The following is a 15,834-nucleotide window of genomic DNA, read 5'->3' as shown; positions in this document are numbered from 1 at the left end:
ATATCTACTATGAAAAATGCTCTTAAAGGGGCATTTTTTCTTTTTAAGTAAAAAATTAAACCGTTGCCCAAGCAACGTAACGCAGGCTTGTTAAGGGCTTCGAGTACCAGAACATTTCAAAATCTTCCAGGCCGGAAGTTTCATAATCGGATTTGACTTCGCTAAAAGTCATCTTTTTGTCATTGGTGACTGAAATTTTCCCAATCATTGACTGCAGCCAGTCGCCTTTATCTTTTTCGACCGTGATTTCAAAGACTTCTCGTTTATCGTGAAACGTCATTTTCATCATTTCCCACGAATTTCCTTTTTTGCTTTTTGTAAATATGTCTACTATAGGCTTCCCTCCTATCCAGACGATTTTTGAGTTCGGCTTGATATTGAAGTTGGTTTCCTTTTCCAGACAATCAGCTATAAAATCCGGTTTTATGGTTGTTCTGGGAATCTTGAAATCGAACCAATCCTGTAGCGGATAATCGAAACAGATGCCGTGCATGTAATTGAACAGCGATTTTTTCAGTCCGAAACTAAACTTGTCGTGGTCGATTCCGGTTTTATCCTGAAACTGTATGTCGTTATTGGCAAAAGTAATGTCGTTAATGTCCGGTATTACGCCGAATTCCTCCGGGAACATTCCCACGGGACTATGCGCTGTCATCGCAAACTGGTGCCAGAACCCCGACTGCAGCACGCCTACTTCAAACAACTGACGCACCATTTCAAGGCTGTCAACCGTTTCCTGAACCGTTTGCGTTGGATAACCGTACATTAAATAAGCATGAACCATGATCCCTGCTTCGGTGAAATTTCGGGTTACCTTTGCCACCTGTTCCACTGTTACGCCTTTTTTGATAAGTGCTAAAAGTCGGTCGGATGCTACTTCCAATCCACCTGAAACGGCAATGCAACCGGAAGCTTTCAACAGTACACATAAATCGGCAGTAAAGCTTTTTTCGAAACGGATGTTTGTCCACCAGGTTACTGTAAGATTTCTGCGGAGAATCTCCAGTGCCACTTCGCGCATTAAAGCCGGCGGGGCCGCTTCATCCACGAAATGAAATCCGTTGTGTTTGGTTTGAATGATGAGTTCTTCCATTCGGTCCACCAGCGTTTTGGCGGCGATGGGTTCGTATATTTTGATGTAATCGAGTGAAATATCGCAGAACGTGCACTTACCCCAATAGCATCCGTGTGCCATGGTGAGTTTGTTCCAGCGGCCGTCGCTCCAAAGACTGTGCATTGGATTGGCAATTTCGATAACGGAAATGTATTTATCTAAAAGCAGATCGGTGTAATCGGGTGTCCCAACATCCGACTGTTTGTAGTCATGACGAAGCGTGTTGCTTTTATACACCACCTGATTGTCTTCTAACAAAAACGTTCTTTTGAACTCGGGTTGACCGGAATTACAAATCGTATTATATAAAAGTTCGACAGGGAGTTCGCCATCATCCAAAGTAATAAAATCAAAGAATTCGAAAACGCGGATATCTTTCAGTTCGCGTAATTCGGTGTTGGGAAAACCGCCGCCCATGGCCACTTTAATCTCCGGAAAATTTTCTTTTATATGTTTAGCACAACGAAATCCGCTGTACAGATTTCCGGGGAAAGGGACCGAAAAACAAACCAACTTTGGATTTACCTGCCGGATTCTTTCGGTAATAATCTTTAAAGTGATTTGGTCTATATAAGTCGGCTCGGTTTGTAAATAATCGTATAATTCATCAAATGAATTGGCACTTCTCCCTAAACGCTCGGCATAACGACTGAATCCGAAGTTTTCATCGACACATTCCACGATAAAATCGGATAAATCTTCGAGGTATAATGTTGCCAGGTGTTTCGCTTTGTCCTGCATTCCCATGGTTCCGAATGCCCAGTCCATATCTTCTAACTGAGAGAAACGGGATGCTTCGGGAAGGAAACCATCCAAACAAATTTGTCTGGCTAATGTTGGATTCTGCCCCTGCAGAAAAGCAATAACCGAATTGATGGTTTTGATGTACTCGTGCTGCAGACTGAAAATACGCTGCGAATTATCGGAGAACTCTCTTTGATTGGCTTCGGCATAACCGAAAATACCCGTCAATCCTTCTTTTGAAAACAATTCAAGAATCACTTCTATACCCAAATCCATCTGAAACGACGGGATATTTTTGGTATTGAGAAAGCCTTTCAAATAAGCCGTTGCCGGATATGGCGTATTCAGCTGGGTAAAAGGGGGCGTGATTAAGAGAATGTTGTTCATTTGCTCGTATTAACCCGGCAAAATTACTCCATATTTTTAATGATGTCATGGATTTGCTGAATTTTCTCGAGGGGAAGCGCATTTATTTTGGACGTAATCTCGTTTGAAATTTCTTTTTTGGTTAATGTGTGCAAGACGTGATCGTTGGGAATCGTATCGTTTTGATAGGGACGGAAATCGAGGATATCATTGGGCGTGCAGTTAAAATCGCGGCAGAATTTCTCTAATCGTTCGAGGTTGATTTCCATTACCCTGTTTTTGGTGAGCTTTGTGGCATAATTGGCGGAATAGCCTGTGGATGTTAAATAAGAGAAAGGTCGATTGATGCCTTTAAGTTTAAAGATTCGGGCGAAATTGAAGAATAGCATGTTTGTTCCTGTATATTGATTATTTGATTAGCTGAATTATTTGTAGGTAAATTTATACAAAACTCTTTAGATGTAAAAAGAAAGTCGCTTTTAATAAAAATAAAGTCGTTAGATACCAAAACACAGTCGTTAGATGCAGAAACACAGTCATTAGATACAGAAACAAAGTCGTTAGAAATAAAAACAAAGTCGCTTCAACCAAAAATAAAGTCGTTAGATACCGAAATAAAGTCCCTCGAACTAAAAATAAAGTCGCTAGATACCAAAATAAAGTCCATCGAACTAAAAACAAAATCCCTCGAACCAAAAACAAAGTCCCTAGATACCAAAACAAACTCGCTAGATGTAGATACAAACTTTCTAGAAATGAAAATACACTACTAAAATTTCAAAATAACACGAGCAGGTACAGTCGCAGAAATAGATTTGAATTAGATTGAGGGGCATAATCGGGAATTAAATTGAAGACACGAGCGAGATTCTCATGCAAGCGGGGATTACCAGATAAAGAAAATCCTAACTTTTTACAGTTAGGATTTATTGTTTTCTCCTTTTGTGGGCACAGATTCATACTGCTGTCGCTACGCTTTAGTGCACCCGAGGCTTTAGCCGAACTGACGAAGTAAATCCGGGCTATCGGGGAAACTTTTTTCTCCGGGATTGATGGTGCTGAATTTAATTTTCTGCCAATGAATGGGTCGCAATCCACTTGCCAATGCTATTGCCTAAAGCCTCACCATCCATACAAGCTTTGCGGAAATGATACCCCACATAAATCCTCGATAAAGAATTTTCTCTTGCTGCCTGTGATAAACTGCCAAAATTTCGGGTTTTATTGGGCAGCGTAGTGCTTTGCGCTGCAAAACTAAAATTATCCTTCTCAAAAACCTGTTTCAATAATTCTGCAGCAGCGCCGCCGGCGGTTGCATGTGCCGATGGATGATCGGCAACCGGCGGTGTGGGAAACACCAGTACCTGCCAATCGGGATCACCAACTGTGTTTGGATTGCCATCATTGTTTCCAAGGTTTATAGCGGTTACCGGCCTCCAGAAAAAGTGAATCATTTTTGCTTTCAGGCAGGCGGTATACGCATCGGCTTCTGTCATTTGTAACAAAGCCAGTACTCTTGCCACTTTCCAAGCATTCATATTTTTTTGAGCAATGATTGTTCTTGCAATTTTATTCCATCCGTAAGGGGAGCTTTCCACCCAGAACCGGGCAATATCTTCCTGGTCGGATGTACGCCCGTTTATACCCGTGCAGTTTGCACAGCCCAATCTTTTTACTTCATTATAATCGGCAGTGTAATTAGCACTGTTTACAGTGTATGGTGCAGGTACAGAAAACTGTGTACTGTTCTGAATGCCAAAAGTGCTGATGTCGCCCCAGCCCGGAGAATCATAAAAACCCTGGAACGGTGGAGGAAGCTCAAATGGGGGAATGGTAAACGGGAAATAAAAACGATATTGACCCGGTTGTGTTCCTTCAGTTACAGGAAACATAACATTGGCTGAGCCATCATTGCTTCGGTTTTGAATAATAGCTTGTGCTGCTGCTGCTCCCAATGCAATGCCTTTTGTTTTTGCTTCACCGTCTGCAATGGAATTCAAAGATTGGATGAGTAGGTTATTGATATAATCCTGCACCGGCTGTGGAGTAACCATAGCAGGCGGGTTTAATTTACCAAAGAAATAGGCGATTACATCATGTGCTGCTTGGGCCACTGCCGCATTGGGGTCTGCATCTTTATCTCTTGAATTTTTCAGGGCCAATGTCTTGTATTTAGGCACAATATTGTTCAGTGCATCATGCATGGCCACATTTACCATGGCATAATAGCGGCTTTCAATAAATGGCGGAATGGGTGGGTTGGGGACTGCTACCTGGGTTTGCAACACTACATAGGTGGCAGCTTCATTCCAACGCAATACCATTTCCGGACTTGTATTTTTGTTTTGAAACTTTTCGCTGTTTACTTCTTCAGATAATGAAGTGGTGGGTATTTCCTCTTGCCGGCAGGAAAATAATGTTATTAATCCTACGAATAATAACAATTTTAAGGAAGTAAATGACTTTTTCATTTTAATAAGTTTTAAGTTGTAAATTTTTAATGAACCCTTTTTTAATTAGTAATAAATTTATTTTTCCAAAATTTGATGTCTAAAATTTAGGGGGAATACTAAATTTTTTCAGGGATGAAAGATTTCTGATTTTCGGGACAAAAAAGAATCTTTTCGCCGGAAGTCTTTTGATATTTTCTTGTTTTAAGTGTTGAAAATCAGTTATTTACAAAAAGAGATTAAAATTACGAGAATAATTAACAACATTGCTTTTTTTCCTATCAATAGCCTCAATACCCGTTGAAAGGTATCCTCTCCTCCGTTAGCTGGGAGAATAAAATTGAAGACACGAGCAAGATGCTCGCGCTAGCCGATGGCGTGAGTAACAGAATGTTATTCAAGGGATTATTTTTTCAGTGGTAAAATTTAAGTTTTAATCTGCCTTCATAATATTATCTCACTCTGTTCTTAACAGGAAAGATTTATATTTGCAAAAAATTTCACAAAAAACATGAGAGTTTTCCTAGCTTACTTTTTTGTTCTGACTTCCTTTTTATCCTTTTCACAAAAGAATTTCAAAACATTGGGCTTCATCGAGAACAAGGGGCAAATTGTTGACCAGAAAGGAAAAGCGAACAAGGCAGTTCATTATCTTTTAAATACTTCAGGGTTGAATGTTCAGTTGCGAAACAATGGGTTTTCGTATGACATTTATGAGACGAAGAAAATTCCGTTATCTAAAAAAGACAAAAGTTTCAATGCTACAAGTCTTAAAGAAGGAAAGGAAACTCCGGATTACTCATTGGAATACAATTACCACCGTATAGATATTGATTTTTTAAACTCCAATGCCACGGTAAAATTAGTTGCCGAAGAAAAATCATCCGATTACGACAACTACTATAATGTAGCCCATGCGCCGGAAGGGATTACCAATGTGCATAAATATCAGAAAGTTACATATCAGAACATTTACAATAACATTGATGCGGTTTTCTTTATTCCGAAAGACACCACTAAAGTTGTGGAGTATAATTTCATTGTAAAACCGGGAGGAAAAGTTTCGGACATTCAGCTGAAATTTAGCGGTGCAAAAACCGAATTGGCTGACAACAAAATCAGGATGAATGTTCGTTTCGGGCAGATGGAAGAAACGCTTCCGTTGAGTTGGGTTGAACAAGGCAATTCCCGAAAAGAGATTGCGATTGGCTACAAAAAGATTAAGAAGAATGTTTATGGTTTTGAGGGGGATGTGAATGCTTCGGATAAGACTGTTGTGATTGATCCGGTGCCGGTTAGACTTTGGGGGACTTATTATGGGGGTATGGGACATGAAGATTCAACAACATCTATTGATATCGATAATAACGGAAACATATACGTTTCTGGAAATACCTTAAGCCAAGATAATATTGGAACAAGTGGAGTATTTCAGAGCAGTAATTTTGCTAACGCCCCTTTTTGTGGTTTTGCAGTTAAAATCAATCCAAATGGAAACAGAATTTGGGGAACATTCATAATCCCTAATAGTAATGGAAACAGTGGAGTTAATGGCATGAAATTAAACTCTTTAAATGAAGTTCTCCTAGTTGGTTATATTTACATTACATCCTCAAATCATCTTTCAACGCCCGGTTCGCATAAGGAAACAGGAACACTGAATACATATGACAGCTATATCCTTAAATTGAATAATAATGGTCAAAGAATATGGGGAACGTATTTTGGAGGTGAAAGGGATGATAAAATAAAAACGATTAGCATTGACAGTCAGGACAATATTTTCATTGGAGGTGAAACCAACAGCACTACAGGAATAAGTTCCCCTAATACATTTCAAACAACTAACAATAACAATCAAATAGGTTTTTTTTCTAAATTTTCTTCATCGGGCAGTCAAATATACTCAAGTTATTTTCCTAGAGAAGTTAATGAAAGTGCAATTGATTTGAATAATAACGTCATTTTTTCTGGTCAATATCAAATAGGCAATAACTACCCTGATGTTTCAACTCCCGGAGCACACCAAACACAAACTATTTATGAAGATGCTTATATCGCCAAATTTGACTCAGCTGGTAATAGATTATGGTGCACTTACTATGGAGGGACAGCACCAAACACCAGTGTTAGCGGCTATAGTGATTTAATAACCGGAATAGATGTTGATTCAAGTAACAATATATACGTAACAGGATATACTGGGAGTACAAATGGCATTACTACCCCGGGAGCGTACAAAGAAACTCATGCAGATCCTATCGGAGCTTTAGACGTTGATGTATTTTTAGTAAAATTTAATCCACAAGGAGTAAGACAATGGGGTACTTTTTATGGAGACAATTATTCAATTCCCGAAAAGAGCTATGATATTAGTGTTAGCGATAATGGAGATTCTTACATTACGGGAGAAACCACGAGTTTCAGTAATATAGCGACTCCAGACGGATTTCAGCCTACCAAAAACGCATATAGAGACGGTTTCTTAACTAAGTTCGACACCAATGGTCATTTAGTGTGGGGGAGTTATTATGGAGGATCATTTATTGATTGGTGTAATAACGTTGCGGTTAAAAACAATGTTGTTTATGTTGCCGGAATAACAAATAGTTCTGATAATATTGCAACTTCAGGCACTCATAAAGTAAATGTGGAAGGCAATGATGCTTTTATTGCCAAATTTACAGATTGTGCCTCTTCAACAACAACAATTGGAAACCTGTCTTCTTGTATGGGTAGTAATATAAATTTAACAGTTCCTTTAGGGACCAGTTATTCCTGGACAGGACCAAACGGTTTTGCATCCACCCAACAAAACCCTGTAATTCCAAATGCAAACGCTACACATAATGGACTATACACCTGCACTATTACAGGTACCGCTTGTGACAGTACGGCTTCAATAAATGTACTAGTTGGTGACACCACTGCTCCAATTCCAAATGTTGCAACATTAACAACCATCAATGGCGATTGCAACACTGTAATCACAACAATCCCAACCGCAACGGATAACTGTGCAGGAAACATTACGGCTATAACAACGAGTCCTTTAAATTATTCAACTCCCGGAACGTATACAATTGTTTGGAATTATAATGACGGTAATGGAAATAACAACTCTCAAAACCAAACGGTTGTGATTTCGGCTACTGCTTTACCTACCGCAAGCACCTCGCAATTGTTCTGCATTCAACAAAATGCCACTATAAATGACATCACAATCACCGGTCAAAACATAAAATGGTATGATGCTGCAACTGGCGGAAATTTATTGGCATCTTCAACTCTTTTACAAAATGGGGTAACCTATTACGCTTCCCAAACGATTAACGGTTGTGAAAGCGCACGAGTTCCGGTGACAGTTAGCATACAAAATACCCCTGCTCCAACCGGGAATGCGACTCAGAGTTTCTGCAGTTCACAGAATGCGACTTTGAATGATATTGCTGTTTCGGGAAGTAATCTTACCTGGTATGACAGCGCATTGGGGACTACAATTTTGCCTTCCACAACTTTATTAGCAAATAACACTACCTATTATGCCACGCAAACGGTAAACGGTTGTGAAAGCCCTACCCGATTGGCAGTAACGGTAACGCTAATCAATACATTAAATGCCAACAACTACGCTGAAACACTTTGCGATGACTTAAATAACGGAACCGAAACCGTAAATTTATCCGATTACAATTCCGATTTAATTGCAACTACGAGCGGTAACACCTTTACGTACTATCATTCTCAAAATGGTGCAGAAAACCAAATCATTGCTGAGACGATTACCGATTTTGCTAATTATAATCTGTCTATCGGAAACAACTTAATTTTCGTTAGAATCGATTCCAACAATGGCTGCCATCAGGTAGTGGAATTAAATTTTACATTAGTCAGCAAGCCCGTTATCCCGATTACCGATATTATGCCGATTTGCGAAGGCAGTTCGATTACGGTAAACGCCGGAATAGGATATGATTCATATTTATGGTCAACATCCGAAATCAGTTCTTCAATAACAATAACAACGCCCGGTAGTTATTCGGTTACAGTTACTGAAAATCACGGCACTGTAACTTGTACTTCGGTTAAGAACTTTACGGTGGTTAATTCCAATGCAGCCACGATTTCCGAAATCATTACTTCCGACTGGACCTACAATCAAAATACAATCACGGTTTTACTCTCCGGAAACAGCATGGGCGATTACGTGTATTCACTTGATGGAACTCATTATCAATCAAGCAACACATTTACGGGATTGGAAAGCGGAGAGTATATTGTTTACGTTAAGGACAAAAATGGTTGTGGCATAAAATCGGAGGACTTTTATTTGCTGATGTATCCGAAATTCTTCACTCCGAACGGTGACGGCTACAACGATTACTGGAAAATCGTATTATCGGAAAAAGAACCAAAAATGAAAATCATGATTTTTGACCGATTCGGAAAACTTATAAAAGAGCTAGGAGCCGATTCTCAAGGATGGGATGGTACTTTTTCAGGAAACCCGGTTCCGTCAAGCGATTATTGGTTTGTGGTGAAGCGACAAAATGGCAAAGAATACAGAGGGCATTTCAGTTTAAAGCGTTAAGGCTATTTCCCAATGCGGTGTTAAACCGATTTCCCCTACATTTATTTTTTTTACTTTAGCAGAAATAAAAATGAGACCATGCCGACCGACCCCATCAGTTATCAGAATTCAGGATATTTTTCAAAACTTATCGTCGATTATTTGAATCAGGAACCTGAAGTACAGTCATTGTACCATCGTTTCCCTACGCTGGAAAACTTCAGACTTCAGGCGGAAGAAAAAGCAAACCACTTTTCAGAAAACAACCGAAATGTACTGGCAAACGCACTGGTAAAACAATATTCCGGTTTTGAGATTTCACAGGCTTCGAAAGCAAATATTGCATTATTAAAAGACAATAAAACGCTTACCATAACCACAGGGCATCAACTAAACCTGTTTACCGGTCCGCTTTATTTTCTTTATAAGATTATTTCGGCCATCAATTTAGCCAAACAATTAAAAGCGGCTTATCCCGAATTCAATTTCGTGCCGGTTTATTGGATGGCCACGGAAGATCACGATTTTGAGGAAATCAATTACTTTAATTTTAAAGACAAAAAAATCCAATGGAGCCGTGAAAGTGCAGGCCCTGTCGGAAGGCTTTCCACTGACGGGCTGAAAAACGTTTTTGAAGCTTTTTCAAAAGAATTGGGCATCGGAGACAATTCATCGTCTTTAAGGGAATTGTTCGAAAACGCATATCTTTCACATGCCAATCTAACAGATGCTACACGTTATCTGGCAAACGAGCTTTTCAAAGATCACGGATTGGTAATTATAGACGGAGATGATGTAGCATTAAAAAGATTATTCGTTCCTTATGCCAAACAGGAACTGCTTGAACAAACTTCTTTTACGAAAGTTTCCGAAACAATTAAAGAGTTCAAAAACTATACAGTTCAGGTAAACCCCAGAGAAATCAACCTTTTCTATATTGAGGATAATTTAAGGGAACGCATTCTTTTTGAAGAGGGCATCTACAAAATCAATAACTCCAAGCTAACTTTTTCAGAAAGCGAACTGCTTTCCGAATTGGAAAACAACCCAGAAAAATTCAGCCCTAACGTAATTTTACGTCCTTTATACCAGGAAGTGATTTTGCCAAACATCTGCTACATTGGCGGTGGCGGGGAATTAGCGTATTGGATGGAACTGAAATCCATGTTTGAAGTGAACAACATTCTGTTTCCTATACTCCTGTTACGCAATTCGGTTTTACTGGCCACGGAAAAACAGGCTGCTAAAGCCGATAAATTAAACCTGAATTGGAGCGATTTGTTCTCAAAGCAGCATGATTTGCTTAACCAAAAAACCGCTGAGTTTTCAAATTTCAATCTGGATTTTTCAGAACAGAAAGCATTTTTAAAACAACAGTTTGAAAAACTGACTGATATTGCATCCCAAACTGACAAATCGTTTTTAGGAGCGGTAAAAGCACAGGAAACAAAGCAGCTAAAAGGGTTGGACAGTTTAGAGAAAAGGTTGCTAAAGGCTGAGAAAAGAAAGCACAGCGAAGAATTAGTACGAATTTCAACCCTGCAAAACGAGCTTTTCCCAAATCAAAGTTTACAAGAGCGAAAAGCTAATTTTTCGGAATTTTATCTTGAAATTGGACCAAAACTTGTCTCAGAGCTCTTGGAAAACCTGGACCCGCTTTCAAATACATTCCAAGTAATCACCCTATAAGCACGTTTTATTTTTTTATTAAAATTTGCACTTACTATGTTTTATTTCAGATGACAACCGTACCTCGAATATTGTCCGGAAACAAGTTATTCAATATTGTAAGCTAAATTGGAATCCATTCAGTACAAACGAGTTCTTTGATTTGGGAATCATAAGAATAATTACCAAATAATTTTCTGTTAACTGAATTGTTTTTCAGTAATAAAACAGTAATTTTGCACCCAAATTAAAAAAAAACAAACAAAAATGGCAACTAACAGAACATTTACAATGATTAAGCCTGATGCGGTTGAAAAAGGACACATCGGTGGAATTTTAAATATGATTACTGAAGGTGGTTTCAGAATCGTTTCTATGAAATTAACTCAGTTGACTGTAGCTGATGCTCAGAAATTTTATGCTGTACACAGCGAAAGACCATTCTACGGAGAATTGGTTGAATTCATGAGCAGAGGTCCTATTGTTGCTGCGATCTTGGAAAAAGACAATGCTGTAGAAGATTTCAGAACTTTAATCGGAGCTACTAACCCTGCTGAAGCTGCAGAAGGTACTATCCGTAAAAAATATGCTACTTCTATCGGAGAGAATGCTGTTCACGGTTCTGACAGCGATGACAATGCTGCTATCGAATCAGATTTCCACTTTGCAGGAAGAGAGCAATTCTAATATTCGAATTACCTTTTTTAGATAAAAAAATCCCGGTTCTTATGAATCGGGATTTTTATTTGGTTCTATTCTTATGCCAAAAGCAAAAGGAACAATATTGGAAATACAATTCCCGCGAGTGCCAACTTCCATCCTCTGCGCTTAAAAGTATGCTTTCCGGCAGAAATCATTAGAGCCCCTGTAACCGCAATTGTAATTAAAGACAGTCCGAAAATATCCGAATAGTAAATCCACCAATTCGATGTGTTTTTATGCAACTTCATGGCCTGGCTTATTAGTGGTGTCTTTTTAAATGAGACGATTTCTCCTTTTCCGGATTCGATATCGATTTCCACATCAGTGTTTTCAAAAGAAATCTTCAGCATTCCTTTTTTTACGTTTGATCTTCTGAATTTATCATCGACTCCCATTTCCTTCGCCAGATTCTCGGCATATTTTTCGGTAATCTGTTCTTCCGGTAAAAGTTCGGTTTGAATCGCTTTGGTTTCAACCGTATACTTTTCAGGATGCCAACTGTCCCTATGATTCATCAGAACCCCGGATGCTGCAAATGAAATTATCAGTCCTAAATAAAAATACCCAAAATCGCGGTGGATTGCCCTGATGTTTTTTTGCTTCTTCATATTTAAAATTGATATTTTAATGTCGTCATCACCTGACGCGGCGCTATCGGATTCACACTATAGTTCTCATGAACCGTGTAATTCAGCTCGTTTGTGATATTGGATAGCCTGCAAAGGATGGAAAACTGTCTCCATTTGTAACCTGCAGAAATATCAATTGTGGTATAACCGTCAAGCGGAATGGTCCTGTCAGGAATTGTCTGTCCGTTAGTATTATTCCAACCGCCGATTCTTTCCCCTATGTAATTAGCCAAAGTTCCTACTGAAAGCCCTCTGAATTTCCCTTCAGGGAATGTATAGAAAAAGCTCATATTAGCCGTATTCGAAGGCGTTCTCACCAAACGGTCTCCTTCAATGTAACTTCCGGTCAAGCCGCTGGTTTTCGTGTAGCGCATATCATTATAACTGTAACCTGCAACAATGTCCATACCTTCGATTGGTCTTACTGTCGCCCCAACTTCAATTCCTTTGCTCGTTGTTTGTCCGGACAGCGTTTTAACGTTCGGATCGGTGTTATTTGTTCCATCCGCCTTGAATTCAGCTGTCTGCGCTAAATTATTATTCACTATCTGATATAAAGTCACGTTAGCTGTTAAAATACCTCTCCAGAAATCTTTTTTAACACCTGCTTCAAATTGGTCAATAATGGATGCCTCCAGCGGCTGATTGTAAATATCAACTCCTGTATTGGGTGTAAATGAATTGGCATAGCTGGCAAAAATTGAAGTATTCTTAACCGGCTGGTATACCAAGCCTACTTTTGGTGAAAAGGCCGCGTCAATGCGTTTTGGATCTGTTTTGGGATTTGGGTCGTCCTCAGGCGCATATTCATTTGCTTTATAATTATAAGTGGTTGCCTCCGACTGCTGCCAAGACCAGCGAATACCGGCTAATAACTTAATTTTTTCGGTAAAAGAAACCAAATCCTGCGCGTAAACCCCAACCCGATTAGCTTCTGTTTTCACTATTTTAGTATTCGTAGCTTCAGGAATTCCGTGATCAGTTTCGTAGGTTGACGGATCATAAATATTTACCGTATCGTAGTTGGCCGGACTGAAAACATATGTATAACCTTGGGTGAAGGAATAATCAGTATCAACGCCGGTCGACAATTGGTGCTTTATGGATCCCGAGTTAAAAGTTCCCTGCAGATTGAATTGCTGAGCCGCTATACTTTCTAAATTTTTATTTTTTCCCAGTGGACGGTTCAGCGTACCGTCAGCAGCCGGTTGAATACGTTCGGTTCCTTCTGATGATCTTCCGTAATCCTGAAACGAAGTGTTGGAGCTGAATTTCCAATTCTTATGAAACTTATGACTGATTTGCCCTGTGAAAGATGCCTGCGTGGTTAAACCATTGGACCACCTTGCACCCAAATAGGTATTGCGAGGTAAATCGACTACTTCTCTGCCGATGGCGCCCGTTCCAAAATCAGGAGTCCAGTTATCCCTCAGATAATCACCCTGTAATAAAAAGTACGTTCTCTTACCGGCTTTAAAAAGAAGCGACGGATTTACATAGAAACGCTCTCTTGTAACAACATCCCTGAAACTTTCGGCATTTTCATAAGAACCAATAAATCGGTAAGCAATTGTTGAATTTAAGGGGCCATAAAAATCAACCGTCGGTTTGTAATATGCGTAACTTCCCGCCTGAAACGAAACCGATCCGCCCCTTGTGAAGTTAGGTGTTTTCGTTACCATATTGAGAATCCCGCCGGGTGCAACATTTCCGAATAACAGAGCTGAGCTTCCCATCAAGGCTTCTACCTGTTCCAGAGAAGCTACTTCCGGCATCGATCCGCCATTGTAACGAAAACCGTTTTTAAACATATTATTCGCCGTCATGTCATATCCTCTGGACCACAAAGATTCCTGAGCACCTCCGCGTGCCGAACCAACATAAACACCGTTTATATTTTTGATGACATCACTTAGTCTTGTAACTTGCTGCTGTTCCAGCGTTTTACGGCCGATAACCTGAACACTTTGCGGCAGGTCGATGGTTTTGATACCTGCTTTACCGTTGGCCAGCGTTCGATTAATTACGCTTCCCGACACGATTACTTCCGATAATGTATTCGAAGCCTCGACTAAAACGATTTGAGGCACTTGTGAAATTCCTCCCGCTTTCACACTAACCTGGGCGTTTGCTGATATAAATCCAACATGAGAAAAGATCAGCGTGTATTTTCCGGGTTTTACATTTGAGATACTGAAATTACCTTCGGCATTTGTCATCACACTAAAATCACCATTTTTAGTGGTTATCGTTACCTTCTCAAGTGGTAAATTTTTAGAAGTAACGACTTCGCCTTTAATCGTTCCGTTGTTTTGAGCATTGAGTTGTAAGGTGAAAAATATAATTGCGAACAAAAATTGAATAGGGCTTTTCATTTTATTAAGCTTATTTAGATTGATTAAACTTAATGCAAAACTAAATAAGCCGGAGATGACAAAACATGATTTATATCATCAAATTAAGATAATTTTATCTTTTATTCACGATTACCTAAAAACCAACTCTTTAACTATCTCTTTTCGAAGCTCCTCATTTATCATTTTAATGATTTTTTGCTTACCATAGCTCAATTCTTCCCTCAAAACAGCTGAAGAAAGAGCCACATAAAGCGTGTTCCCTTTTAAAAGTATTTCAGTTGTGTAGTTGTTCACACCATTGCCCATAAGATTTTTCCAAGCGTCCCTTACGTCAATTTTATCCATACCGGCCTGCAATTTATTCTCCTGAATAAAAAGCTTTAAAACGTCTCCTATTGAGTTCTCTTCACTAAAACGCTTTGCCATTATTTTACCGAAAAAGGTTTTGCTTTTTTGTAATAGTATTCTATATCCTGATCGTTTTTAACAACCAGTTTATCATCTGAAATTGAAACAATGGTTTCTTTCCATTTAGCATAAGGTGTGGCATAGTTGAATATTACATCACCATCTGCAATGTCTACCACTATGGTTTCGGATAAGTCATTCATCAGATACTTCCCGTCAAGCTGGGGCATAACTTTCTTTCTGAAACCTTTCTTCCCCTTAATTTCAAAAAAATCAATTGTTGAATTAATCTTATATTCTTTCTTGCTGCCATCGGGTAATTCTGCTTTTTCAATTTCCCAATACCCGTTTATTTTAGCCAGATCTTTTTCAGTAATATCCTGTTTACAACTTACCAACAGTACTAGTGCAACAACAGCAATAAAAAAATTTCTCATCGAATTTTACTTTTTGCAAAGTTAATTTTTAAAACCATTCAGAAAAGACAAAACCATTAAACTATTTCCTGATTTTAGAGTCCGACTTAAAACCAAAAAAATGACAAAAAATATTATATCGGTATTACGAGAAGTGTGGTACTTTCAGATTTGATGATGTTATATTGCAAAAAAAAGGCGTCATATAAATAACGCCTTTACTTTTATTTTTTACTGAAGAATTTTATTATTGCATATACAACCAACATAAAGCTGATTAGCCGTAATGCCAAAAAACCATTTGGAAATGGTTTTTCAAGAAACATTGAAACAAAACCGATTAAAAAAGTAATCAAAATAATTTTAATTGGCGATGCGCTTTTAAAAAAATCAATTACTTTATTCATGCC

The 15,834-nt window shown here is 38.8% G+C and carries 11 protein-coding genes; 3 read left to right on the top strand and 8 right to left on the bottom strand.

Annotated features, from left to right (window positions below; translation table 11 throughout):
• Positions 1–55: 55 nt before the first annotated feature.
• From FEDK69T_RS11315 to FEDK69T_RS11305, 3 genes are all read right to left on the bottom strand, one after another.
• On the bottom strand, positions 56–2,245 hold the full coding sequence (locus FEDK69T_RS11315) for a B12-binding domain-containing radical SAM protein (protein WP_023574303.1): 2,190 nt from the start codon (positions 2,243–2,245) through the stop codon (positions 56–58).
• A gap of 23 nt (positions 2,246–2,268) precedes the next feature.
• Positions 2,269–2,613: a helix-turn-helix domain-containing protein gene (locus tag FEDK69T_RS11310; RefSeq protein ID WP_035629682.1), complete on the bottom strand. Its 345-nt coding sequence runs from the start codon at positions 2,611–2,613 to the stop codon at positions 2,269–2,271.
• A gap of 675 nt (positions 2,614–3,288) precedes the next feature.
• Positions 3,289–4,695 carry a vanadium-dependent haloperoxidase gene (locus FEDK69T_RS11305; protein ID WP_023574301.1) on the bottom strand — a complete coding sequence of 469 codons (1,407 nt, stop codon included), beginning with the start codon at positions 4,693–4,695 and terminating at the stop codon, positions 3,289–3,291.
• A 490-nt stretch (positions 4,696–5,185) separates the two neighbouring features.
• Here FEDK69T_RS11305 and FEDK69T_RS11300 point away from each other — a divergent pair, with 490 nt between their 5' ends.
• The 3 genes from FEDK69T_RS11300 (at position 5,186) to FEDK69T_RS11290 (ending at position 11,599) form a co-directional block, all read left to right on the top strand.
• Positions 5,186–9,265 carry a DUF7948 domain-containing protein gene (locus tag FEDK69T_RS11300; protein ID WP_023574300.1) on the top strand — a complete coding sequence of 1,360 codons (4,080 nt, stop codon included), beginning with the start codon at positions 5,186–5,188 and terminating at the stop codon, positions 9,263–9,265.
• Positions 9,266–9,343: 78 nt separating this feature from the next.
• Positions 9,344–10,933, top strand: a complete 1,590-nt coding sequence (bshC, locus tag FEDK69T_RS11295) for a bacillithiol biosynthesis cysteine-adding enzyme BshC (RefSeq protein ID WP_023574299.1) — start codon at positions 9,344–9,346, stop codon at positions 10,931–10,933.
• Positions 10,934–11,179: 246 nt separating this feature from the next.
• Positions 11,180–11,599 (top strand): nucleoside-diphosphate kinase, encoded by a 420-nt coding sequence (locus tag FEDK69T_RS11290; RefSeq protein ID WP_035629680.1) that lies wholly within the window; start codon positions 11,180–11,182, stop codon positions 11,597–11,599.
• Positions 11,600–11,670: 71 nt separating this feature from the next.
• Here the strand turns inward: FEDK69T_RS11290 and FEDK69T_RS11285 are convergent, their stop codons facing one another.
• The 5 genes from FEDK69T_RS11285 to FEDK69T_RS11265 form a co-directional block, all read right to left on the bottom strand.
• Positions 11,671–12,222 carry a PepSY-associated TM helix domain-containing protein gene (locus FEDK69T_RS11285; protein WP_023574297.1) on the bottom strand — a complete coding sequence of 184 codons (552 nt, stop codon included), beginning with the start codon at positions 12,220–12,222 and terminating at the stop codon, positions 11,671–11,673.
• Positions 12,223–12,224: 2 nt separating this feature from the next.
• Positions 12,225–14,618, bottom strand: coding sequence for a TonB-dependent receptor (locus FEDK69T_RS11280; RefSeq protein WP_023574296.1), 2,394 nt, complete (start codon positions 14,616–14,618; stop codon positions 12,225–12,227).
• Positions 14,619–14,729: 111 nt separating this feature from the next.
• The gene (locus FEDK69T_RS11275; protein ID WP_035629678.1) at positions 14,730–15,026 is read right to left on the bottom strand and encodes a DUF721 domain-containing protein; all 297 of its coding nucleotides are present in this window, start codon (positions 15,024–15,026) and stop codon (positions 14,730–14,732) included.
• The gene (locus tag FEDK69T_RS11270) at positions 15,026–15,445 is read right to left on the bottom strand and encodes a lipocalin-like domain-containing protein (protein WP_023574295.1); all 420 of its coding nucleotides are present in this window, start codon (positions 15,443–15,445) and stop codon (positions 15,026–15,028) included. The genes FEDK69T_RS11275 and FEDK69T_RS11270 overlap by 1 nt, the downstream gene beginning before the upstream one ends.
• A gap of 203 nt (positions 15,446–15,648) precedes the next feature.
• A complete protein-coding gene (locus tag FEDK69T_RS11265; RefSeq protein WP_035629676.1) occupies positions 15,649–15,831 on the bottom strand; it encodes a hypothetical protein in 183 nt (60 codons plus the stop codon).
• Between the last annotated feature and the right edge of the window lie 3 nt (positions 15,832–15,834).

The sequence above is a fragment of the Flavobacterium enshiense DK69 genome, assembly GCF_000498495.1.
GTDB classification, from domain to species: Bacteria; Bacteroidota; Bacteroidia; order Flavobacteriales; family Flavobacteriaceae; genus Flavobacterium; species Flavobacterium enshiense.
This window is presented reverse-complemented; position numbering and strand designations above follow the sequence as displayed.

What these genes read in the sequence shown, in the direction of transcription:
- FEDK69T_RS11315 (WP_023574303.1), bottom strand. Translation starts at nt 2,245, where the DNA reads ATGAACAACATTCTCTTAATCACGCCCCCTTTTACCCAGCTGAATACG.
- FEDK69T_RS11310 (WP_035629682.1), bottom strand. Translation starts at nt 2,613, where the DNA reads ATGCTATTCTTCAATTTCGCCCGAATCTTTAAACTTAAAGGCATCAAT.
- FEDK69T_RS11305 (WP_023574301.1), bottom strand. Translation starts at nt 4,695, where the DNA reads ATGAAAAAGTCATTTACTTCCTTAAAATTGTTATTATTCGTAGGATTA.
- FEDK69T_RS11300 (WP_023574300.1), top strand. Translation starts at nt 5,186, where the DNA reads ATGAGAGTTTTCCTAGCTTACTTTTTTGTTCTGACTTCCTTTTTATCC.
- bshC (WP_023574299.1), top strand. Translation starts at nt 9,344, where the DNA reads ATGCCGACCGACCCCATCAGTTATCAGAATTCAGGATATTTTTCAAAA.
- FEDK69T_RS11290 (WP_035629680.1), top strand. Translation starts at nt 11,180, where the DNA reads ATGGCAACTAACAGAACATTTACAATGATTAAGCCTGATGCGGTTGAA.
- FEDK69T_RS11285 (WP_023574297.1), bottom strand. Translation starts at nt 12,222, where the DNA reads ATGAAGAAGCAAAAAAACATCAGGGCAATCCACCGCGATTTTGGGTAT.
- FEDK69T_RS11280 (WP_023574296.1), bottom strand. Translation starts at nt 14,618, where the DNA reads ATGAAAAGCCCTATTCAATTTTTGTTCGCAATTATATTTTTCACCTTA.
- FEDK69T_RS11275 (WP_035629678.1), bottom strand. Translation starts at nt 15,026, where the DNA reads ATGGCAAAGCGTTTTAGTGAAGAGAACTCAATAGGAGACGTTTTAAAG.
- FEDK69T_RS11270 (WP_023574295.1), bottom strand. Translation starts at nt 15,445, where the DNA reads ATGAGAAATTTTTTTATTGCTGTTGTTGCACTAGTACTGTTGGTAAGT.
- FEDK69T_RS11265 (WP_035629676.1), bottom strand. Translation starts at nt 15,831, where the DNA reads ATGAATAAAGTAATTGATTTTTTTAAAAGCGCATCGCCAATTAAAATT.